20 protein-coding genes, 1 pseudogene and 1 other annotated feature are annotated in these 21,605 nt (G+C 43.2%); of the genes and pseudogenes, 18 read left to right on the top strand and 3 right to left on the bottom strand.

Annotation, left to right across the window (positions count from 1 at the left end):
• Positions 1-250 precede the first annotated feature (250 nt).
• Positions 251-1,249, top strand: a complete 999-nt coding sequence (locus MUG84_RS17225; RefSeq protein ID WP_244726958.1) for an ornithine cyclodeaminase family protein — start codon at positions 251-253, stop codon at positions 1,247-1,249.
• Positions 1,250-1,269: 20 nt separating this feature from the next.
• On the opposite strand, the gene MUG84_RS17220 is transcribed toward MUG84_RS17225, so the two are convergent.
• Positions 1,270-3,012: a sigma-54 interaction domain-containing protein gene (locus MUG84_RS17220; protein WP_244726956.1), complete on the bottom strand. Its 1,743-nt coding sequence runs from the start codon at positions 3,010-3,012 to the stop codon at positions 1,270-1,272.
• 146 nt (positions 3,013-3,158) lie between these two features.
• On the opposite strand from MUG84_RS17220, the gene MUG84_RS17215 reads away from it, so the two are divergent.
• From MUG84_RS17215 to rsiV, 8 genes are all read left to right on the top strand, one after another.
• Positions 3,159-4,376 carry an NAD(P)/FAD-dependent oxidoreductase gene (locus MUG84_RS17215; protein WP_244726953.1) on the top strand — a complete coding sequence of 406 codons (1,218 nt, stop codon included), beginning with the start codon at positions 3,159-3,161 and terminating at the stop codon, positions 4,374-4,376.
• Positions 4,373-5,398, top strand: a complete 1,026-nt coding sequence (locus MUG84_RS17210) for a proline racemase family protein (protein WP_244726951.1) — start codon at positions 4,373-4,375, stop codon at positions 5,396-5,398. Before MUG84_RS17215 ends, MUG84_RS17210 begins: the two co-directional genes overlap by 4 nt.
• 23 nt (positions 5,399-5,421) lie before the next feature.
• Positions 5,422-6,426, top strand: a complete 1,005-nt coding sequence (locus MUG84_RS17205) for a proline racemase family protein (protein ID WP_244726949.1) — start codon at positions 5,422-5,424, stop codon at positions 6,424-6,426.
• Positions 6,427-6,699: 273 nt separating this feature from the next.
• Entirely contained in the window at positions 6,700-7,431 is a 732-nt protein-coding gene (locus tag MUG84_RS17200; RefSeq protein WP_244726947.1) for an AraC family transcriptional regulator, read from the top strand.
• A gap of 22 nt (positions 7,432-7,453) precedes the next feature.
• Positions 7,454-7,707: a binding site (T-box leader), on the top strand.
• 73 nt (positions 7,708-7,780) lie between these two features.
• A complete protein-coding gene (locus tag MUG84_RS17195) occupies positions 7,781-9,475 on the top strand; it encodes a glutamine--tRNA ligase/YqeY domain fusion protein (RefSeq protein WP_244726945.1) in 1,695 nt (564 codons plus the stop codon).
• Positions 9,476-9,656: 181 nt separating this feature from the next.
• Entirely contained in the window at positions 9,657-10,244 is a 588-nt protein-coding gene (locus MUG84_RS17190; protein ID WP_244726943.1) for a hypothetical protein, read from the top strand.
• 168 nt (positions 10,245-10,412) lie between these two features.
• Positions 10,413-10,916 carry an RNA polymerase sigma factor SigV gene (locus MUG84_RS17185; RefSeq protein ID WP_244726941.1) on the top strand — a complete coding sequence of 168 codons (504 nt, stop codon included), beginning with the start codon at positions 10,413-10,415 and terminating at the stop codon, positions 10,914-10,916.
• Between the two features lies 1 nt (position 10,917).
• On the top strand, positions 10,918-11,778 hold the full coding sequence (gene rsiV / locus MUG84_RS17180; RefSeq protein WP_244726939.1) for an anti-sigma-V factor RsiV: 861 nt from the start codon (positions 10,918-10,920) through the stop codon (positions 11,776-11,778).
• 66 nt (positions 11,779-11,844) lie between these two features.
• On the opposite strand, the gene MUG84_RS17175 is transcribed toward rsiV, so the two are convergent.
• Positions 11,845-12,588, bottom strand: coding sequence for a suppressor of fused domain protein (locus tag MUG84_RS17175; RefSeq protein WP_244726937.1), 744 nt, complete (start codon positions 12,586-12,588; stop codon positions 11,845-11,847).
• A gap of 215 nt (positions 12,589-12,803) precedes the next feature.
• Here MUG84_RS17175 and MUG84_RS17170 point away from each other — a divergent pair, with 215 nt between their 5' ends.
• Positions 12,804-13,190, top strand: a complete 387-nt coding sequence (locus MUG84_RS17170; RefSeq protein WP_244726934.1) for a VOC family protein — start codon at positions 12,804-12,806, stop codon at positions 13,188-13,190.
• A 275-nt stretch (positions 13,191-13,465) separates the two neighbouring features.
• Positions 13,466-13,843 carry a VOC family protein gene (locus MUG84_RS17165; RefSeq protein ID WP_244726932.1) on the top strand — a complete coding sequence of 126 codons (378 nt, stop codon included), beginning with the start codon at positions 13,466-13,468 and terminating at the stop codon, positions 13,841-13,843.
• Positions 13,844-14,368: 525 nt separating this feature from the next.
• Here MUG84_RS17165 and MUG84_RS17160 read toward each other — a convergent pair.
• Entirely contained in the window at positions 14,369-15,640 is a 1,272-nt protein-coding gene (locus tag MUG84_RS17160) for an IS110 family RNA-guided transposase (protein ID WP_244726930.1), read from the bottom strand.
• A 549-nt stretch (positions 15,641-16,189) separates the two neighbouring features.
• On the opposite strand from MUG84_RS17160, the gene MUG84_RS17155 reads away from it, so the two are divergent.
• The 7 genes and pseudogenes from MUG84_RS17155 to MUG84_RS17125 all read left to right on the top strand — a co-directional run.
• Positions 16,190-16,810 (top strand): TetR/AcrR family transcriptional regulator, encoded by a 621-nt coding sequence (locus MUG84_RS17155; protein WP_244726927.1) that lies wholly within the window; start codon positions 16,190-16,192, stop codon positions 16,808-16,810.
• Between the two features lie 79 nt (positions 16,811-16,889).
• Positions 16,890-17,789, top strand: a complete 900-nt coding sequence (locus MUG84_RS17150; protein ID WP_244726925.1) for an SDR family oxidoreductase — start codon at positions 16,890-16,892, stop codon at positions 17,787-17,789.
• A gap of 30 nt (positions 17,790-17,819) precedes the next feature.
• Complete coding sequence (locus MUG84_RS17145; protein ID WP_244726923.1) at positions 17,820-18,512, top strand: carboxymuconolactone decarboxylase family protein; 693 nt, start codon at positions 17,820-17,822, stop codon at positions 18,510-18,512.
• A 131-nt stretch (positions 18,513-18,643) separates the two neighbouring features.
• Positions 18,644-18,789, top strand: a pseudogene (locus MUG84_RS17140) (metallothiol transferase FosB); the annotation flags it as partial.
• An 889-nt stretch (positions 18,790-19,678) separates the two neighbouring features.
• Positions 19,679-20,557: a PhzF family phenazine biosynthesis protein gene (locus tag MUG84_RS17135; protein ID WP_078499051.1), complete on the top strand. Its 879-nt coding sequence runs from the start codon at positions 19,679-19,681 to the stop codon at positions 20,555-20,557.
• Between the two features lie 418 nt (positions 20,558-20,975).
• A complete protein-coding gene (locus MUG84_RS17130) occupies positions 20,976-21,185 on the top strand; it encodes a hypothetical protein (protein ID WP_244726921.1) in 210 nt (69 codons plus the stop codon).
• Positions 21,186-21,328: 143 nt separating this feature from the next.
• Positions 21,329-21,605 (top strand): chloramphenicol phosphotransferase CPT family protein (locus MUG84_RS17125; RefSeq protein WP_244726919.1); only part of this gene is annotated, 277 nt, incomplete at its 3' end.

Here is a 21,605-nt window from a genome sequence, read left to right as displayed (position 1 = left end):
CCTCCCAATTTATATCAAATTGATTTCTACATTATTTTCCTTGCAAAAAAAATGCCAGCTTTATGTCAACGTAAAACAATATTGTTTTGAATATCAGTGTCTAAAATTTGAAATGACAGCCGTGTTTTGTAAAGAGAATTAGACATGATATCTCGTTTATTTGCGCGAAATGAGTTGGTATGTACTTTGCATTAAGAAAACGAGAGGGGGAGAAGCCCTCTACTCACAAAAAGAGGGGAAGGAGATCTCCATGCTATTTTTGTCTTCAAATGATCAAGGCAGAGTAATCAAAATGGGGGAAGTCATTGATGCAGTCAGCGTTGCTTTGTCCGAGTATTCGGGGCAGCGCGCCATCACTCCCATCCGTACAGCTCTTTATATGAAAAAATCGGAGGGAACGTCGTTATTTATGCCGTCATTTGTAGAAGCGGCAAACAGCTTGGGTGTTAAGTTCGTTTCGGTGTTTCCGAATAATACATCCAGGGGAAAACAGACGATTTACGGTTTGATGGTACTTGCAGACACTGAAACGGGGGAGCCGCTGGCCATCCTGGAGGCATCTTATTTGACGGTCATCCGTACCGGTGCCGCATCAGGCCTGGCCAGCAAGCTCATGGCGAAGGAAAATGCGAAAGTGCTAAGCGTCATTGGAACTGGGGCGCAATCCAGAGGAATCATTCAAGCCATAAGAGAAGTACGTCCTATTGAGGAAATCCGCTTGTATAATCGGCATGCGCACAAAGCCTTTGAGTTGGCGCACGAACTGAAGGAATCTGCCGAATCAGAGCAAAGAATGCTTAAGATAACAGTTGCCAGTGATGCAGACGAAGCTATTAGGGAAACCGATATTATCGTCACCGCTACGAACTCCATGCATCCTGTTTTCAACAAAGAGGCAGTCCCTACGGGGGTCCATGTAAATGCGGTCGGATCCTTCCGTCCAAATATGCAAGAACTACCGACTCACCTGATCGCCCATGCCGACAAAATCGTCGTTGAATCCAGGGAATTGGCATTAGAGGAAACGGGCGATTTCATCATTCCCGAAAAGCAAGGACTCTTTGATCCGGCCTCTATTTACGCAGAACTCGGGGAGATTGTCAGCGGATTGAAGCCGGGCCGTGAGCGACATGACGAAACAACAGTGTTCAAATCAGTGGGTCTGGCTGCTATGGATGTCGTCGTTGCCAAAGCAATCTATGATCGGGCGTTGTTGGCTGGCGTTGGCACGCAGATCTCTATGACATAAGGACTTGTTGTTTTAGTGCCTTAATCGGTGATACCGAACTTGTTCATTTTGTTGTACAACGTTGCCCGCGATAAGCCAAGTCTTTTGGCGGCAGCCTGTTTGTTTCCGTTTTCCATTTTCAGTGCATACAGGATGATCTGTTTTTCATGCGCTTCGAGCTCCTCTTGCATCGTTAGAAGCGCACCCGTAGTTGTTTCAGCTTGGGGGAGTTCCTTGCCGTTTCTATCTGATAAAATCGACATTGGTAAATAATCCCTCTCGATCGTACCGTCAGATGAAAAAACGACTAATCGCTCAATCGTATTCCGCAGCTCCCGGATATTACCCGGCCAATGATAATGGAGCAGATCAAGGAGAACTTCCTGCGGAAAGTCTTGGATCAATCGGTTATAGCTTAAGGCAAACTCGTTAAGAAAAAAATGAGTCAATTCAATAATGTCTTCTCTTCTTTCTCGAAGAGGGGGGACAACTAATGTAACGACATTCAACCGGTAATACAAGTCTTCACGGAAGTCCCCTTTCTTGACCTGATCTTCCAAATCGCGATTGGTAGCAGCAATAACCCGGAAGTCGGCATTTAATTGCTTGGTTCCGCCTACCGCATAAAATTTTTTCTCTTGAAGCACGCGCAGGAGTTTGACTTGCATATCGAGAGGCATTTCACCGATTTCGTCCAAAAATAAGGTGCCGCCTGCAGCAAGTTGGATTTTTCCCTTTTTGCCATTAAGATCAGCCCCGGAGAATGCTCCCTTTTCATACCCGAAAAGCTCGCTTTCAAACAGGGATGGTGGAATAGCGCCGCAATTGATGGCTATAAAAGGAGCGTCAGGTTTCTCCCTAATATCGTGAATAGCCTTGGCAAAAAGCTCTTTGCCTACTCCGCTTTCACCGAGAATAAGAGCAGTCGCCTTGGTCGATCCGATCTTTCTGCACATATCGACTGTGCGCTTAATAGCTTTGCTTGTTCCTTTGATTTGGCTGAACGGATCGGATGACGGATTTAAGTGAGCCATTTGCTGCTGAAGCTGATGAACTTTGGATGTTGCGTTAAACAGTTCTTGATTCAATCTTACCTCGCTGGTAATGTCCGTTTCCGCAACGACGGAACCGATAATTTTCCCATTGAGCCGAATCGGATTCGAGTTGATCAGAACATATATGTCTGGCCGCGGCTGGTGCAGTTTCTGGAAGACACCTTCCCCGGTCTGATGTGTCTTTAAGATTTGCAGCATATCGACGGGAAAAAATTCAGGCATCGGCTTGCCTAAGATGTCTTTCGCCTTAATTGAAAAAATCCGTTCGGCACCTGGAGTCCATACGACGGTATTTTCCTGATCATCAATCATGGAAACCGAGGCATCCATAGTCTCAATCATGGCCTCAAAATATGCTTCCAAATATTGATGTGCTTGATAACAAGTTGCAAGCGCGTCAGCGGCTGTGACATAACCGATAGGTTGGTCATTCAGTTCATTCACCAAAATGTAATCGCTTACCTGAAAGAGCGGAATAATCTCTTTCATCGTCGCTTCTTTGCAGACCGATCTTGTAGTTTGCCAAGGAATGCTATCGAGCTCCATACCGTTCGACCAATCGGTTCCTGTATAAACATAAAGCTGATTTCCATCCCTAAAAAATAGAATCATTTCCGGGTCCGATTGCAAGGAAGATAGCTCCAAACGATGTCTGGTATCAATATTATTTTCTATAAAACAATAATTGGTTCGGATAAGATCGATGATGGCAGGAGCTTCGTGTTTCATTGGGCTTACCTCGCTTTATATGGGTTAACATATTGGTTAAATTATACACGTCGTCCTATAACTTGTAAATTTTCGATTCTCCTATAAACAGACCAGTTCATCTGGTGTGGCATAAAACTTGCTACTTGAACATGAGTTTGAAGTTGATGATTCTACTGGAAAGGAACGTGGCTATGGGTGTGAACCATGCCGAGGTCGTCATCATCGGTGGCGGGATTATCGGTGCAGCTATTGCATACTTTTTGGGCAGAGAGGGGGTGAACGTCATTGTACTTGAAAAAGGAGAGCTCGCGAGCGGAACCTCATCACGATGTGATGGCAATATTCTTGCTATTGACAAAGACCCTGGATTTGACAGCCAAATGTCACTTACCAGCCAACGCATTATTGATGAACTGAGTAGGGAGCTCAGCAGTCCGTTCGAGTACAGGTTGCCAGGCAGCATTCTCGTCTGTGAATCGGATGAGGAAATGGAGGCGGCGCAGTTATGGGTAAACAGGCAGAAGGCGCTCGGGCTATCATTCCGGATGCTAGACCGCGGGGATATAAGGCAGGAATCTCCTTTCCTTGCAGATGACCTTCCTGGAGGATTGGAGTGCGGAACGGACTCCACCGTTAATCCGTACCTGCTTACCTTTGCCTTATTTGACGATGCGCAAAAAAAATACGGGGTTCGTGTCAGTTTAAATACAGAGGTTAAGTCCATCTTGAGAAATCCATTAACGGCTGATTTCAAGATTTGCACAACTCAGGGTGATTTTTCAGCCCGAAAAATCGTGAACGCAGCGGGGGTATGGGCGCCAGTTATCGGCCAAATGGTTGGCATAGATATCCCGATCGTACCGCGAAAAGGACATTTGATTGTAGCCTCCCGCCAAGTGCCAGTCGGTATGCGCAAAGTGATGGAGTTCGGTTATTTGATCTCCAAGTTCGGTGGTGAGCGTAAGGTCGATCCATTAACAGAGAAATACGGAGTAGCTCTCGTATTCGAGCCCACGGAGAGCCAAAATTTTCTGATCGGCAGCAGCAGGGAGTTTGTCGGGTTTGACACGACGGTAAATATGGAAGCGATTCGTACGATGGCGAGAAGAACGCTCCGCTTTTATCCAAAAATCGGCGATTTCCACGTCATCCGTACCTATACAGGGCTCAGGCCATGGACACAGGATCATTTACCGATTGTATCGGCAGTCGATGAGGTTCCCGGATTTTATATTGCTGCAGGTCACGAAGGAGACGGCATCAGTTTAGCAGCGGTAACGGGCAAACTGATGAGCCAAATGATAACGGAACAGCCTGACACGGTTATTTCAACTGAGCCATTAAAATTCGAGAGATTTCGGAAGAAGGTGAATCATGCATGAAAAGCAAAAAAGTGTTTATGACCGTAGATACGCATACCGGAGGCAATCCCACAAGAACAATCATCAGCGGCATTCCCAAGCTGTCTGGAGCAACGATGTCCGAAAAAATGCTTCATATGAAAACCGAATATGATTGGATTCGGAAAATATTAATGTATGAACCGAGAGGACATGGCGTGATGTCGGGCGCTGTACTCGTGGAACCTTGTCGTTCGGATGCGGATATCGGGGTCATCTATATCGAAACCGGCGGTTATTTACCGATGTGCGGACACGATACCATCGGCGTATGCACGGCTTTGGTCGAAACCGGCATGATTACCGTTACGGAGCCAATAACATATGTGAAGCTCGACACCCCAGCCGGACTGGTTGAAGCGGAACTTTCGGTGCGGGACGGGAAAGTACTGAGTGTGGCTTTTCAGAATGTCCCCGCTTTTTTATACAAACGACTGAATGTGGAAGTGGAAGGAGTAGGGAGCGTTGATTGCGACATCGCCTACGGTGGCAATTTTTATGCAATAACGGATGCCAGAAAACTGGGCATTGAGTTGGTTCCATCGAATGCGGACACGATCGTGGCCAAAGCAGTGAGCATACGCAAAGCAATCAACCAATCTATCGAGGTAATGCATCCCGAAGCGCTGTATATGAAAGGTGTAACGCATGTTGAATTTTATTCAGACCCGTCGCATCCGGAAGCAGACGTGAAAAATACCGTCATCGTCCCGCCTGGCGGCATTGACAGATCACCCTGCGGTACGGGAACTTCAGCTAAGCTTGCTGTATTGTTTGCGAACGGGGAAATAGGCATCCATGAAGAGTTCGTTCATGAAAGCATTGTTGGATCGCTCTTCCGGGCTCGAATCGTGAATACAACGCATGTCGGCCCCTATCCTGCAGTGACGACAAAGATTGAAGGCTCGGCCTGGGTTATGGGGATGCACACATTTTTTATACATGAAGACGATGAGCATCCAGAAGGCTTTTTATTAATTCCGCCAGCGGAAGATCACGGGTAATCCAAACAAGGAGGTCGTTGAAAATGGAACTGAAACAGTATTATACGACGATTGACGCGCATGCCGGCGGAGAACCACTGCGCATTATTACGGGAGGCATTCCTCCATTGAAAGGCGATACGATTCTTGCCAGAAGAGCGTATTTCCGGGAACATTACGATTACATTCGCAAAGTGCTCATGTATGAACCACGCGGTCATCATGGAATGTACGGCTGTGTCATGACTCCGCCAGTGAGTCCTGACGCCGATTTTGGCGTTTTGTTCATGCATAATGAAGGCTTCAGCACGATGTGCGGCCATGGCGTTATTGCTGTCGTTACGGCAGCTCTCGAATTGGGACTTCTCCCAGCAGCCGAAGACCGCTCACAAATTATTATCGATAGCCCGGCCGGGAAAGTGATTGCGCATGCCGATCACGAAGGCACGGAAGTGAAGTCGGTATCATTCCAAAACGTTCCCTCTTTCGTTTACGCCCAAGACTATCCAGTGGTGATTGAAGGCAAGTCCTTTACGGTTGACATTGCCTTTGGGGGCGCTTTCTATGCGATTGTCAAAGCGGAGGACATTGGGACGTCGGTCGATATTGCCAAACTTCCGGATCTACAACAGTGGGGCTCAGCGATTAAAGCATACATCGAAAGCACCCTTACGGTAAGACACCCGTTGGAACCGGAACTGCAGGGCATTTACGGCGTTATCGTCTCTGATTCGCCACGTAGGGATGGTTCACATCTGCGTAATGTGACGATTTTCGCTGATGCCCAAATTGACCGTTCCCCCTGCGGAACGGGTACCTGCGCACGAATGGCAGCGTTGTATGCACGTGGGGAGCTCGACATCGACCAAGATTTTGTCCATGAAAGCATCGTGAATAGTCAATTCACCGGACGAATTCTGGAGAAGACGTATGTGGCCGATAAGGAAGCCGTTATCCCCGAAATTAAGGGGAGAGCTTTCATCACAGGCACACACCAGTTTATTGTGGATCCTGCTGATCCGCTCGGAAAAGGATTTCTTTTAGGCTAGGTTATAGGGAATTATTTGATCATGGCTTTAGCCACTAATAAAAAGAGAAAGCAGCTTGTTTAAGAGAGCTGCTTTTCTTTATGATTATGCACCCGATTTCGCACCTTCCATACACCTCCGTCATATAAGCAACACAACTTATATCAAAAAAACGATATTCTTTTCATTTATAATAAATGTAGGAGGGGGTGCTTATGAACAATACGATGCAGGAGATGATTGACTGGAAACACCATAAAGAAACTTAATATCAATAGTAGAAAGGACGGTTTTATGATGGACATTTCACAGAAATTAAAAATTGGAGCTCTACAAAATAAAATATATGATCAGTTTGATCAAGATCTATTGAATATCTTAAATGGACAGATGATGTATGAAGAATTTTATAAACATCAGTTAATGGAAAAAAGTGATTATGTTCCTTTTAATGAGGCGATGTGTTCAAATGATACTACTGTTACGATCTTCAGTGATGAATTTATAAAAATCAGGGCTTCCGGACATCAGGTGTCTACACAAGATTACGAGACGATTACCGTGACTCCATTGAAACCTCTATTTGAAAACCAATACAAATGTATTGTTTTATGGTTTGGTGATGACATGTTCTGTCAAATGAATTTACTGACTGCACTGGCGTTTCTAGAACAAGAGGGATATAAAGGGAAAGTGTTTTTTCATATGGTTAAGGAGACGACTTATGACGTGGAAGAAACGGAGATATTGCTAGGAGGTTATAAAGAAATTTATGAACAAGTTTTGATTTATCATCGTCTACCTGAAGTTAAATTAATGCCTGTGATGTACCAGGGAATTAGATTATATTTAGAATATTTAAAGGAAGATAATAAAATCACTGATTATATAAGAAAACATTTGGGTCTGTCTCAGGATGACTTATTGCAACAATTATTCTCTCTATTTCCTCACTATGGACTAGGAGATCTGCAATACATAAAAATGATCGATGCCTTGAATCGCCGTTTACAAAAATGGGAATGATTTGGTATTATGTAGGCAATAATCAAACGCGATGATGAGAAGAGTAAGGGAACATGTTCTTGCACAGAGAACTCCGGCAGCTGAAAAGGAGTCAAGAGCTTTTCCCTGAAGCAAGCCTCTGAGCAGTACGTCGGAACCTTTAACGGAGATGACGTGACGGGAGCTCCCGTTATAGAGCTAGAGTATAAGCATTGCCTGCAATGTCGTACTTGAAGAGGTTAATATGGCGACATATTAATGAAGCTGGGGTGGCACCACGAAAATTTCGTCCCCAAGACAAAAGAGTCTTGGAGGTGAAATTTTTTTTGTTTTGGATGGTCCCTTATCCAGTTCATTAGGAGGCGTCGATATGGTTAACGAAAAAGAACATCAAGCTGAGAATTTTATATTCAGGTTGATTAGAGAAGAGCTTGAGCAGAACCCTATTGGCAGGGAAATGTGCACGCGTTTTCCACCTGAACCGAATGGCTACCTTCATATCGGCAGCGCATATGCCATAAACACGAATTTTACAGTGGCTCAAAATTTTAACGGGATGTTCAATCTTCGTTTTGACGATACGAATCCCCTTAAGGAGGATATTGAGTACGTTAATGCGATCATCGAGGATATGAAGTGGCTAGGTTACGATCCGGGAGATCATATTTATTTCGGTTCGGACTACTCTGAAGAAATATATAAAGCCGCCATTACAATGATCCGGCGTGGAAAAGCCTACGTCTGTGATTTAACGCCGAACCAAGTGTCGGAGTATCGGGGAACCTTGACAGAGCCGGGCAGGAACAGTCCTTATCGAGACCGAACAGTCGAGGAAAATCTGGAGGTTTTTGCGAAAATGAAAAATGGCGACTTTCCTGCTGGATCTAAGGTTGTTCGCGCCAAAATCGATATGAGCTCGCCCAATATAAATTTGCGTGACCCTGTTATTTATCGAATTATCCATGCAGAGCATTATCGGACGGGAAAAGACTGGTGCATTTATCCGATGTATGATTTTGCCCATCCTATTCAAGATGCGATTGAGGGTATCACTTATTCCTTATGCTCAAATGAATTTAAAGATCATCGCCCATTATACGAATGGGTCTTAAAAGAGCTTGATTATCCGGATCCCCCACGGCAAAGGGAATTCGGCCGGCTTAACTTGACGGGTGTTGTGACAAGCAAGCGGTTTTTGAGGTCTCTGGTAAATGGAGGATTCGTAGACGGTTGGGATGATCCTAGACTTCCGACAATTCGAGGCTTAAGAAGAAGAGGCTTTACCCCAGAAAGTATACGCAGCTTCATAGAAACGATTGGCAGCATTCGAACTGAAAGTATAGTAGATATTTCACTCTTGGATCATTGTCTCAGGCAGGATCTCAAAGAAAAAACGGTTAGTATCATGGCCGTATTACACCCTCTAAAGGTCGTGATTACCAACTATCCTCAGGATGACATGGAACTGCTAACGATTGAAAACAACAGTGAAAATGAGGCACTGGGTCATAGAGAAGTTCCGTTTTCCAAAACGATTTATATTGAGCGGGACGATTTTATGGAGCAGCCATCCAAGGGCTTCCATCGTCTGAGTCCGAATGCTGAGGTGAGATTAAAGGGGGCGTATTTTATCCGGTGCGAGGAAGTAGTCAAGGATCGGGAAACAGACGAAATTAAGGAGCTTCGTTGTACTTACGACCCGCTCACGAAGAGCGGTACGGGGTTTACTGGGCGTAAGGTAAAGGGGACGATCCATTGGGTATCTGCGGAGCACGCCGTTAAGGTTGATGTTCATCTTTATGAGAAACTGCTGCTTGACCAAGATATTCCGAAGGAGGACAGCGAGGATTGGACGGATAAAATAAATCCTGACTCGCTCATTACCATCAAGAACGCTTTAATGGAACCTTTCATTGAAAATGCACTTCCGGAGCAAAAGTTCCAATTTTTCCGTCATGGCTATTTTTGTTTAGATAAGAAATATTGTTCTGGTGATCGGCTTGTATTTAACCGCATCGTTCCGTTAAAGGATACTTGGAAGAAAGGGATGCACTCCAAAAGCTAACGTAAATTAAGAATTCTTTTAGTGTAAAGCATGTAGTATAGAGTGATTTTGAGCCTCTGAGACCTTTGGTTTCAGGGGTTTTTCTGATAATGTCACTTCTTGAATTGAAAAATAGACTTTTTAGGGTACCTCGTACGTCTTACTTATGTAAGGCAAGCAAACATCAATGGAGGTTTAGAAAATGAAAAAATTAAACGTAAAGAAAGTTTCCATTTTACTGGCGGCAGGTTTCCTTTGCTCTGCGACGATCAGTACACATCAAGTTACATTTGCTAAGCAGGCAACCGCCGTCCCACAAGCGAAAACGGAGCAAGCTGTGAAAACATTATCTGAGCTAAAAATCGGTCAAAAATTTATAGTACCTGAACTTAAATTCAAGGATAATACGTATGTTCTAGATTACAAAACTACCGATGTTCAAGGGGATTCTGTTGCTGACAGAGTAATCCTGGTAGGTACAAAAGAAATGTATAATGGAGAACTGGATGCATATGCCAGCGATTTATCGATCATCGTACAAGATGGAAAAACTCAAAAGTACACAAAATATGATTGGTTGAACAAAGGTACAGATGGTACTATGTACGGAGAGCTTGGAAGAGAACCGAACTTGATTGTTGGTGACTATACGGGTGATAAAGTGGACGATATCATTGTTACGGCTCCTCAAGGAGGAAATGGTGGATACGTAGATCATCTTGTTTTATCTTGGCAAGAAAATAAACTTAAGGTCGTTTTTGCGGACAATCAGGCCACTGTAAAACAATAAGAAGGAACCAACCGCCTAATACCAAAAACTCGATTACCTATACTATAGGGGCATCGAGTTTTTTTAGTTACATTTCCCATTAACGAAAATAGACTTTTTAGGTAGCTCACACGTCTTACATATGAAAGACATGAGAATGATGCGCGCGTATCAAAGGAGAGTTTTTCCATGAATAACAAGTTAGACAAAGAGCTAATTCGATTTATTACAGAAAACAAAGAGAATTTGTATCGTTTTGCTTTCAGTTATGTAAAGAATGCTGAAAATGCATTGGATATTGTCCAGGATTCCATCCATAAGGCTTTGTTATCTTCATATTCCATACAATCCGAAGTGGCTATGAAAAGTTGGTTTTACAGAATCGTGATGAATACATCGATCGATTTCCTTAGAAAACAAAAGAGGATACAACTCGTGGACGATCAGACGTTGGAATTACACATCCCTTCAAATGAAGATGTCTATCAAGACATTGATCTAGAAAAGGCTTTGGAGGAACTACCTTATGCATTTCGGACTGTAATTATACTTAGATATTTTGAAGATATGAAAATTGAAGAAATTGCGGAAGTGCTTAATGAAAACCTCAGTACCGTAAAATCAAGATTGTATAAAGCGCTTCGCATACTTCGAATTCAAATGAGTAACGAAATTTTGGAGGAGGTCAAGTAACATGGACGAACAGATGGAACAATTGAAACGAAAATATAAGGATATACCCATCCCTGATGAATTGGATTTTGTCGTGCAAAAAGCGCTCAAGCAAAAAAAGAGAAAACATATGAGCATCATGAAGGGGCTCGCTGCGGTCGGGGTAGCAGCTATTGTGTTTGTAACAGGGATTAATGCCAGTCCGACTTTTGCAAATGCTTTAACAGATGTGCCCGTGGTTGGCTCGCTTGTCAAGGTACTAACTTTTACTGAGTTTAAAGTAGATGATGGTAATGCCAAAGTCGATATAAAAGTTCCAGCCATTACGAACATGGAAAACAAAACTCTAGAAGCCACCCTAAATGACAAATACCTTGAGGAAAATAAAGAGCTGTTTAACAGTTTTAAAGAAGAGATGGAGGAATTAGAGAAAAACGGCGGAGGGCACACAGGCGTTAAAAGCGATTATGTCATCAAAACTGATAATGATCAGATCCTTGTTGTAGGCAGATTTGTTGTAAATACGGTAGGTTCATCCTCGACAACATTTAAATACGACACGGTGGACAAGAAAAATCAACTTTTGATTACATTGCCAAGTTTATTTAAAGATGATAGCTATATCAGCCTGATCAGTGAAAATATTAAAGAACAGATGCGTCAGCAGATGAAACAAGACCCCGATAAGACGTATTGGTTAGATAATGAATTAGGATTTGAAACCGTTGATAAAGATCAGAGCTTCTATATTAACAATGAAGGCAAACTTGTTATCTCCTTTGATAAATACGAAGTCGCTCCGGGGTATATGGGTGTGGTGGAATTTGTTATACCGACCGATGTGATCGCAGGTGCATTAGTTAGTCATGAATATATAAAATAAATGTTACGAAAGCCCATCCTTTTGCGGGATGGGCTTTTTGAGCTTACTGACACCGTCAGCACAATGTTATTTGCAGGTATTTCTTCTGTTCGCATTTAACATGAGCACTTCATTTCCGAGCTCTGATAATCTTTCCATCAATGCATCCATGCCATGCTCTAACTTATAATCCATCTCCTCTTTATACAGAGGAATCAAGAAATAAGTTTGAATCTTATTACCGTCCTTGGCTCTGATGACGCTGATCTCTTCTTTTAATTGATAGAGTACAACCCCATTTAAACCGGTTCCATCGGCATATGGTTCATAGTCCTGGTAATTTGGGATGGTATGTCCATATCCCAACCAGGAATTATACTGATGGGGAAAACGAGCCATCTGCTTCATGAGTCGGATAGGCCAGTAATTGTTTTCATCCTTTACGGATTCTTGTGTAAGTTCCCAGGAAGCAGGAAGAAACATCATCACTTCCGCCCGATCGTAATGATCATTGAGCCCAGCTAGTATCTCATTCGGAATCGTCATAGGCAAGTCACTCATACCGTTCGTGTAAAGCACCCAGAATGGCTCTTTTTCTGTAGGTTCCATGATATTCACATCAATATGTATGATGTCCGATACAATCTCATGAAAGACACTGCTAGTTCTACCGGGAAATACCGTTTCGAAATGTGCAATGATTTCTTCCACATATTCCATTGGAGCAGGGGGCTCATAATCAGTTCTTTCTTCGTATTTGTAAATCGTAGTGCCGTCCTTGGACTTTTCCCCGTCGTTCTTGCCTCCGAATATCTTTTTAAGGAAACCCATCTGCTCAACTCTCCTTATTTCAGTAAGTGGTAAACCTTGTTAATGCTAGTCTATCATATTTTCTATGTGGGATATCATGGATTAATAGGGAAGGAACGATTTTGTAAACCGATACACATCATACAAGTCGGTGAATGTAGTGGAAGGATATGGTTTATTCTGTGTTGAATATACAATTAGCTTTTTAAAAATTTCATATAAAAAAGAGGTGCTATATGGTCAATCAGTCGCCGATTCTAAGTAAGGTAACTGGCGTAATTTTATGGTCAAGGAATTTGGAACGTTCTGTTGATATGTATAATAAGTTGTTAAGGCTGTCTCAAGAACAACAAGAACGGTTTGGACACCTACATATTTTTCATCTACCCTCAGGTTTAGATATCATGATTGATTCAAATGGAATGGAAAACGTCCCTGTACCGGAGAAGGCTTCACCTTTGTTCTTTATGCCTGCAAATGAAATTGATGAAGCAGCTTCATTCGTACAAGAACTTGGATTTGAAATAATCTATGGAGGTATCCATAGAAATGAAGCAGTATCCTTTTTCAACATGAGAGATCCAGATTTCAACGTAATTACCGTCTGTCAGAATCATCGTTAACATGTCTTAGAAAATGAGAGTAAAACGACTCACTGAGTGTATAGCAGTGGGTCTGATAGTTAATAGGCAGGGAGCAGATTTCCACGTTAACTCCTCCCTGTTTTCATTGAGGTAACGGGCAGATTACGTGGAAAGTCGCTGTCTGCATTAGTTGAACTATTGGGGAAATATTTGGAATAGCCTCAGAATCTATCCGTTAAATATCTGTAGATTGACAAAGGAAATAACGTATATGAAATCGAATAAATTACCATATTCTGTTAAGGGGGTGCTTTATGAGCACATCAACCAGTCCAATTACAAACCGAATCGGTGGGACGTTCATGCCAGTTAGGGATATCGAAAGGGCACGAGATTGGTATTGCAAAATCTTCGGCATTTCGGAAACACCTGAAATAATGAGTGGACATCTGTGCCCACTACCAATGCAAGGTGCAGGACTTATTTTGGACACGATGCCGATGTGGAGAGGCAAAGAACCAGGCGGACCACCTACTTATCAGACACCTGCATTTATGTTCGCAACCGATGACATTGAAAGCTCCTATCAATTCATGAAGGATAACGGAGTAGAATTGGTTACTGGTATTGAAAATGGACACTGGTTTGCATTTCGTGACCCAGATGGCAATTTATTGATGGTATGTAAGTAATAATTTAACAAACGGAAACGTTAGTTCAGTTAGTCATACACTACAAAGAAAGGGCCATCCCGCAAAAAGGATGGCCTTAAAACTTTCCGTTACAGACAACCCGGAGAACCGTATCATAAGTAGAAGTACGGATCATTGAACTACCTCGGTACGATTTAGTTTTCTCACGAATACTCGCTTATTCGCAGGATTCCGCCCTTGCAAGAACAACGGAAAGATAGTTAGAGAAAGCTAGTTGAAGACCAGAACAACATGAAGGCGTGGGGAAATAGAGGGGGAGGTTACAACCCCATATTCTTCCATATACTGCACGCATTCTCCACGCCGCCCCTGGAGGTTCTCACTCCCATGTCTCAACGGGTCTTTGCCCTCTCATTCCTTCGTTACGCCTGTCCAAGGGGTGGAGGCCGGTCTTGCTAACGGTACGGGTCGGTGCCCTTTGGTTCAATGTATCCGGTACTCCGTGCTTTCTTTGAAACCCTGCGAATAAGCCAAAATTCGTACGACGAAACGATTATATTAAGCTTAAGCTGCTAGTTGAATTGGCATCGTTTTATGAGGATTGTATGCCTCGTTGCTACGAGCCATCCCTACGAGAATGCGAGCTAATTTACCACATAGTTTCATCAGGGATCTCATTTTCTTCATCTTTTTCACTTGAACATTGTATGTATGGATCGCTTTGAATTCCGGATTGTTTGCAACCAAACTCATGGCCATCATGAAGATGAAACGGCGGAGGCGAGATCGTCCACGTTTACTAATTTTCATCTGACCCGTCCATTTCCCAGAGCTTGCTTCTGCGAGGTTAAGGCCAGCATGCCGCAGCAGAGCATTGCCATGAACAAATCCGCTTAAATCCCCGGCTTCACCAAGAATACCAGCGAGTGAAATGGCGCTAATCCCTTTGACAGCAAGCATAGATTTAGCAAAAGGTATGCGATCTAAGACGGCGCTAATCTCCGCTTCTACTATTTTTAGCTGCTGGCAAGCAAGGTCGTATTCATCGAGTAACTGCTTCAAGTGAAGCTTGTAGGCATTCGTGGCTTGTCTGGAACCCACAGAGCTACAAGCAAGAGCGATAAGAGTTCGAGCTTTTCGCTCTCCAGAATGACGCTTCATCAATGATTTCCAGCCTTCGATGATTTCTTTTGGCTGTAATTTCCGAAGTTCTTCAGGTGTAGGGAAAAGACGAAGTGTGGCCAACGAACCGGTACACATAAGGCTCTTAAAGACTTGACGCAGCTCAGGGAAAACAACGTCAACCCAGCGATGGATTTGGTTTTTAGCGCTTACGAGTCTCGTCACGACAGAGTCACGGTTTGAGAGATAAACACGCAGCTCTACAAAGGCCTCAGGCGTGCTACGAATGAAAGAGTAATAGCCGTTTTTGACCATATCTGCAATAACGAGAGCATCCTTTTTGTCGCTCTTGGAAGGCGTGTTATCACGGTTTTCTTTATTCCTTTTCACGAGATGCGGATTGACAAGAACGACTTCGAATTGGTGATCCGAGAGCCACTTGGAAAGGTTAAGCCAGTAGTGACCGGTAGGTTCCATCCCGACAATAGCTTTAGTTAGACTGTGTGATGCTTGTAGTGATTGCACCCACCGAAGGAGATTGTGAAATCCTTCTTCATCGTTTGAAAAGGAAAAGGGATTCCCAATGGCGATTCCTCGAAAGTTTACCGCACGTGCGACATGAGTTTGCTGGGCGATGTCGATCCCGACGACGAGGTGCTTGGCGGTAATCTTTTCAATGAGTTGATTTTGTTTCTCCTGTGCCTTAAACTTCATAGTAGAGCGTCCTCCTGGATGATGGGATTTTAAGGGCTATGACCCGTTGTGTACTCCCATCGTACCGAGGCGCTTTTCTTTTTGCAAAGACGAAATTAATCCATCTACAGGAATGCTAACGGGACACGATAGCTTAATAAATAACTAAAACGCGGCTACCGGCATAGATCGGCAGCCGCGTTGCGCTAACGGGCAGATTACTTCAACGATGTGGACTGGAAAAATGAGAGAGTAGGTGTTTGGAGTCCCTTTTGCGTCAAGTCTGCATTAATTTGTGCAAGGTTAAATTTTGAAAGTAACGTCATTTAAGAAATAATAAAAAATGTTAAATATAAACTTATATGGATATTATTTTAAAATTAGTCGTTGTAGACATACTAACAAAAGCAGCGATGGATCGATTAGAGCTCATTTCTGAGGATCAAACAGCTAACAAAGAAAATTAGCTACCACATATTGACAGTAAGGGAGAGTCGTTATAAAATCAAACTAGACCGTACAGTATGATTTTATGAGCGAATTAAAGTATATAACAAGGAGGCTTTTCACTTGACAGAGCTTTTACCCAGAGCAAAGGCAAAACGAGATCAGATCCGCAAGGCGGCACAACAGTTATTTCTGGAAAAAGGTTTTGTCTCAAGTAGCATGGATGCGATTGCTGCAGAAGCCGGAGTTTCAAAGCAAACGCTGTACAGTTACTATTCGGGTAAAGAGGATCTTCTCATCGATGTGTTTCGACGGATAATCCATAACTTTTCTCAAGAATTCGAGGTTAGTAATTTAACTCCATGCAACCGCGAGGAATTACAGGAAGCATTAATTTATCTGGCACAAAAAATAATCGCCTGTCTCATGCAAACAGAGTATTTGGCCTTGGTACGGTTGATCATTTCAGAGACGCCCAAGTTCCCCCAGTTGGGGATTCTGTTTCGTTCGACCGTTCCGGAGCGGATTATGCAACATGTTTCTCTTCTCTTGGAACAAGCGAAAACGCAAGGTGTGGTGAAGATTGACAAGGAGGAGGCCGTAACACGCATGTTTGTCGGGCCACTGATCACATATGTTCTTCTTGACGGTCTCTTCGCAGCAGAGTCCCCTCCTTCTAGACCCAATCCGAAACAAATCGAAGAAATTGTCGACCTCTTTATGAAGACAGTTGTGATCGATTGATCGTATAACGAAGCTGCAATCCGGAGTGACAAAACAAGTGATCGAGTACCATCAAATTATCAATTGGAGGGTGTTAGTAATGAGTAAACAAATCGGTCGTTCGTTTCCGGTTAAAGGCGCTGTTGTTGTAACCGGGGCATCGTCGGGAATGGGGAGAGCATGCGCCCTCTATCTGGATAGCCATGGGTTCCGTGTTTTTGCCGGAGTACGTAAGGAGAAGGACGCCGACTCCTTAAGGCAGGAAGCCTCCAATCAACTAACACCGCTGTTCATCGATGTTACCGACGAATCATCGATTGCGTCCGCCACAAGCATTGTATCAGAAGCCGTTGGGGAAGCCGGCCTTGTCGGACTGGTAAATAACGCAGGAGTCGGTGTTCCCGGACCGATCGAGTATCTGCCTATTTCCGACCTAAGACGGCAAATGGAAATCAATGTAATCGGGCAGGTTGCGGTTATCCAGGCTTTTTTACCGCTGATTCGCAAAGCCAAAGGACGGATTATCAATGTTGGTTCGGTCGGTGGAAAAATAACCATCCCGTTCGGCGGAGCACTTTGTGGTTCCAAGCATGCTTTGGAATCGATCAATGATGCTCTTCGAATGGAACTGCATCCCTGGGGAATTCATGTGTGTTTAATTGGTCCAGGTGAAATTTCTACACCTGCGGTTGACAAATTGATGGCTGATAGTGAGGCTTTGTTGTTAAAAATTCCCGAAGAAGGGGTGAAGCGGTATGGTGATATTTTTCGGGAATTTTTGAATACTGCAGTCGCGCGGGAGAAAGCCGGCAGCCCTCCGGAAATGATGGCCAGGACTGTATTCCATGCATTAACGGCTAAGGTGCCTAAGACGCGTTATCCGGTAGGCCCGTCGTCAAAACTATTGCCCTTATTGGCGCGAATCATGCCCAGTAAATTCTTGGATAAGATGAGATTCAAGCTCTTTAGTTTCCCCAAGAAATTCGGGGCTTGGGAATAGGAAAATCAAAAAGTACGGGAGGTAATGATAATGATAACGCCAAAAGACAAAGAAGCAAATCAAGGAGTCCTGGCAGTCGATCCGGATTTTGGAAAGATGGCCGTGCAGGTTGGTACCGAGGCTTTTAGTTTGAAAGGCTTGGCGGTCAAGGAATGCACTCTTCTATGTCTTGTTAACGATGTGTGCAATAATACGTTAGATCTTCCGTTTCAATTGCATGTCGGCATGGCGTTAGAGAATGGTTATTCTCACCAAGAAGTGAAAGAAGTTTTGCTACATTTAGCCTGCCATGCAGGTTATCCCATCGTTCTAAAGGCAATAACGCGATTAAAAGAGATGTATCCGGAATTCAATTATGAAGTGTCAACTGAATCAATCGAATCGGCAGATGCAGAGTTGTTTGACGACGATACGAAAGAAAAGTTGTTATCTTTAGATCCACATCTAAGTAATTTCATTATGCGTGAAATGAAACAGGTCTGGCGACGCGGGGGATTAACCCCTCTGGAAAGGGCATATCTTTCATTGGCCGTTGATGTTTTATATCAAACTTTGGAAGAACCTTTTGAATTCCACGTAAAACTCGCTCTTCGAAATGGCGCAAGCATAGATCAAGTTAGGGCTGTACTCCGGTTTATGTGCGAGTTTGGTTATTCAAAAGTGTGGCTGGCTTTTAAAGAATTGAACAGAATGTTGGATCAAGGTATCATCGTCGTCTGTTAAGTATAAGTTTTTTATCGTAAAAGTTGTAGAAATTTAGGATAGTTCAGCCAGGAGCCAATTGCACATTTCATTTTTGGACAGTACCGGATTTGCTTTTAGCCCTTGTATTTTAATTGTTGTGTTAACGGGTTATTCACCCAGCTAGTATACGAGTTGAGAGAGATAAGAGGTCAGTTTATTTTACTGACTCTGATGGGCATAAATTTGAATTCCATACTAGTACATTACAGGTTGGGCTTTATTTTACAAAGACGATAAATCACACATGATTTTATGAGAAATAAACCAGTCTTACGTACGTTATCACAATAGCGAGGGAGCAGTTCGATTACGCCTGATAACGTAATAAAAAACCAAATCGCGGCTGCCGACATGGATCGGCAGCCGCGTTACGCTAACGGGCAGAATAGTTCCAATATGTGGTATTGTAATGTATCTAACAACGCTTATGAAATTTCTAATTGGAAGCTACATATTACTATTGCAGACTACTTAGAAATCGATGTTGAATTTATTGTGCGCTTTCTACATTTTTAAATGCTGGAACCTTGATGTTAACCCCAACTCCACCCAAACAGCTCATTGATCTACATATAGAGTATCTCGCTAGCTTTAGTGAATACTCAAAATCCAGAATCGTTGTACTTAACCAATATGCGGACACCTCATTGCACTATTGCAAACAGATAGAGTCAAACTGGGCTTATTGAAGCATTTGTTTACTAAAACAGTATCTATAGAACAGGACAATATTCTGGTGATGAACCCGAATACTTTCGCTATAGAGAGCTGCCGTCATATCCAAGTCGACCGGGTCGGAACCGACTGTTCACCGCGCCGCGCGATGCTTCTGGAAACTGTTTAAATGCGGAGGACAGCAGATCGAGATTAACCGGATGTACGTGGTAGGCGTTCGTATGGATGGACAGAATACTCAAAGCAACTGGCTGTTTTTGAACGACGGACAGCAGCGACTGAAGCGTTTAATAAAAGTGTAGTCATTAAGCGGGCAGAGTAGTTCTAAATAAAGTAGCCATATTTTTTCTGTATTATTAATGATACGATTTACTGTACTAAGAGATTTCCCAGCTGGATCTCAAGTTAGCGAATGGGACGTGCTGTTGCGCACATCGTTTTTTTGAAGATAAGGAGAGGACGAGCGGAACATGAATGTGGAAGTGTATACATTAAATGCGTTTTCGAAAGGGGAGCGTGGCGGTAATCCAGCAGGTGTTGTCTTAGAGGATGGCCTTTCGCTGAAGGCTGCCGAAATGCAGCTCATAGCGAAGGAATTGGGCTTATCGGAGACGGCCTTTATGGAAAAATCCTTGCTTGCGGATTACAAAATCCGTTATTTCACCCCCGCCAGCGAAGTTGATCTGTGCGGACACGCCACGATTGCTGCATTTGGACTCATGCATTCGCTGGGTTTGGCAAAAGAAGGGACCTTCTATACGATAGAAACCAAGGCAGGGATTTTGGATGTCGGTATTAGCTCCGAGGGTCTTGTTTATTTGTCACAGGCTTTACCAAAATTTCTTGAAAGGATATCCTGTGAGGAAATAGCTCCATCCTTGGGAATGGATACCAAAGATCTGGAAACCGGGTTACCCATCCAAATTGTTTCGACGGGACTGCGGGACATTTTGATCCCGATCCGCAGCAGGAAGCTCTTGAATGAGGTTCAGCCCAATTTTGACGCTATAACCGCCATCAGCGAAAAATATGATGTGGTTGGATATCATCTGTTCACGATGGATACTCCAGACGATGCTGCTGCGGAATGCCGGAATTTTGCGCCGCTGTACGATATTCCCGAAGAAAGCGCGACAGGAACATCCAACGGTGCCCTGCTCAGCTATTTGTACCAACATGGCCAACGATCTTTGCAGGAAGTGGAGCATGTCATGTTCAGGCAAGGGTATTCGATGGATTGTCCTTCTGAAATCAAGGCAAGTTTGCGCCTGAGCGAGAGCGGTGAAATCAACCAAGTTCGAGTTGGCGGTGCAGTGGCTGGCATTGAACAAAGACATATCATGATATAAGCGGAATCAAATAGCCTGTTTGGCAGCCACTATACTATAGGGGCAAATAGGTTAATTCTGCTAATGGCAGGCGAGGATAGATAGCAGAGGATGTATGCGTGAGCAGACGGGTTAACCGTTTTTCATCCAATCTGTTGTTTCCCTTGATTTTGATCGTTTTGCGTTCCTCGGGGCTAGCGCAATGCTAGGTCGCTTGCGTTGAAGATCGTGAGCGACACATAGTTGCATTGAGCTAACGGGACACGATAGCGGAGGAGCTTGCAGCGATGTGCTCCTCTTTTCTTATTGAAGTAATGGGCAGAAAAACGCAGCTTTCCAACCACTGGAATCGTTTTAACCAAGGGATGTAGATTGGAGATAACGCATTTATAACGTCGAGTAAGAAGAATAAATGATATTTAGAGATGGAGGAATAGTTATGGAGACGAAGGAAGAAAATTTTTCAAATGATAGTACCATGGAATCAATCAAAAGTTTAACAGAGAAAGACGCGAAGACTTTCTTGAACCTTATATATGCACTTTTGAAAGATAACGGGAATCCGAGCGAAGAATTGATTTCAAATGTATTATCCATTTATGAGAAACAAATACCGAGAGTAGTTAAAGCAAGACAGAATAATAATTAATCACCAAGCTGCTATAAGACGCTGTGCAGAAAAGATATCTAAATTTGAACAACGGCTAAATGATGTGAGTAGATAATATTGTTACGCTAACGGGCAGGATTCCTTAATCACTACACGAATTCCTTAGATAAGGGGTGATTAAATTGAAGCAAGGATTAATAGTTTTTTTAAATGGAACTTCAAGTTCCGGAAAGACTTCCATATCGACAGAACTATTAAATCAAAATGAAATCTCATTTCGTCATTTATCAATTGATGATTTTTTTCATGGATTGTTTCATGACTACATTGACTTTATTAACACTAAATGTTCAAAATCAGCCGATGGAGAAGATGTGGAAGTTTCGGTCCAAATAATTATTGATTCATTAGTTACTTTATTTTATTCAACAGTTAAATTTATGTCGGAAAAGGGGATCA

Source organism: Paenibacillus mangrovi (genome assembly GCF_022898935.1).
Lineage (GTDB): Bacteria > Bacillota > Bacilli > Paenibacillales > Paenibacillaceae > Paenibacillus_AQ > Paenibacillus_AQ mangrovi.
Note: the sequence above shows the minus strand (reverse complement) of the source record. Positions and strands in the feature narration are given on the sequence as shown.

Coding starts and splice junctions, on each gene's coding strand:
- MUG84_RS17175 (WP_244726937.1), bottom strand. CDS start 12,588: ATGGGTTTCCTTAAAAAGATATTCGGAGGCAAGAACGACGGGGAAAAG.
- MUG84_RS17205 (WP_244726949.1), top strand. CDS start 5,422: ATGGAACTGAAACAGTATTATACGACGATTGACGCGCATGCCGGCGGA.
- MUG84_RS17170 (WP_244726934.1), top strand. CDS start 12,804: ATGGTCAATCAGTCGCCGATTCTAAGTAAGGTAACTGGCGTAATTTTA.
- MUG84_RS17165 (WP_244726932.1), top strand. CDS start 13,466: ATGAGCACATCAACCAGTCCAATTACAAACCGAATCGGTGGGACGTTC.
- MUG84_RS17220 (WP_244726956.1), bottom strand. CDS start 3,012: ATGAAACACGAAGCTCCTGCCATCATCGATCTTATCCGAACCAATTAT.
- MUG84_RS17225 (WP_244726958.1), top strand. CDS start 251: ATGCTATTTTTGTCTTCAAATGATCAAGGCAGAGTAATCAAAATGGGG.
- MUG84_RS17145 (WP_244726923.1), top strand. CDS start 17,820: ATGATAACGCCAAAAGACAAAGAAGCAAATCAAGGAGTCCTGGCAGTC.
- rsiV (WP_244726939.1), top strand. CDS start 10,918: ATGGACGAACAGATGGAACAATTGAAACGAAAATATAAGGATATACCC.
- MUG84_RS17200 (WP_244726947.1), top strand. CDS start 6,700: ATGATGGACATTTCACAGAAATTAAAAATTGGAGCTCTACAAAATAAA.
- MUG84_RS17185 (WP_244726941.1), top strand. CDS start 10,413: ATGAATAACAAGTTAGACAAAGAGCTAATTCGATTTATTACAGAAAAC.
- MUG84_RS17190 (WP_244726943.1), top strand. CDS start 9,657: ATGAAAAAATTAAACGTAAAGAAAGTTTCCATTTTACTGGCGGCAGGT.
- MUG84_RS17215 (WP_244726953.1), top strand. CDS start 3,159: ATGATTCTACTGGAAAGGAACGTGGCTATGGGTGTGAACCATGCCGAG.
- MUG84_RS17210 (WP_244726951.1), top strand. CDS start 4,373: ATGAAAAGCAAAAAAGTGTTTATGACCGTAGATACGCATACCGGAGGC.
- MUG84_RS17130 (WP_244726921.1), top strand. CDS start 20,976: ATGGAGACGAAGGAAGAAAATTTTTCAAATGATAGTACCATGGAATCA.
- MUG84_RS17195 (WP_244726945.1), top strand. CDS start 7,781: ATGGTTAACGAAAAAGAACATCAAGCTGAGAATTTTATATTCAGGTTG.
- MUG84_RS17160 (WP_244726930.1), bottom strand. CDS start 15,640: ATGAAGTTTAAGGCACAGGAGAAACAAAATCAACTCATTGAAAAGATT.
- MUG84_RS17150 (WP_244726925.1), top strand. CDS start 16,890: ATGAGTAAACAAATCGGTCGTTCGTTTCCGGTTAAAGGCGCTGTTGTT.
- MUG84_RS17135 (WP_078499051.1), top strand. CDS start 19,679: ATGAATGTGGAAGTGTATACATTAAATGCGTTTTCGAAAGGGGAGCGT.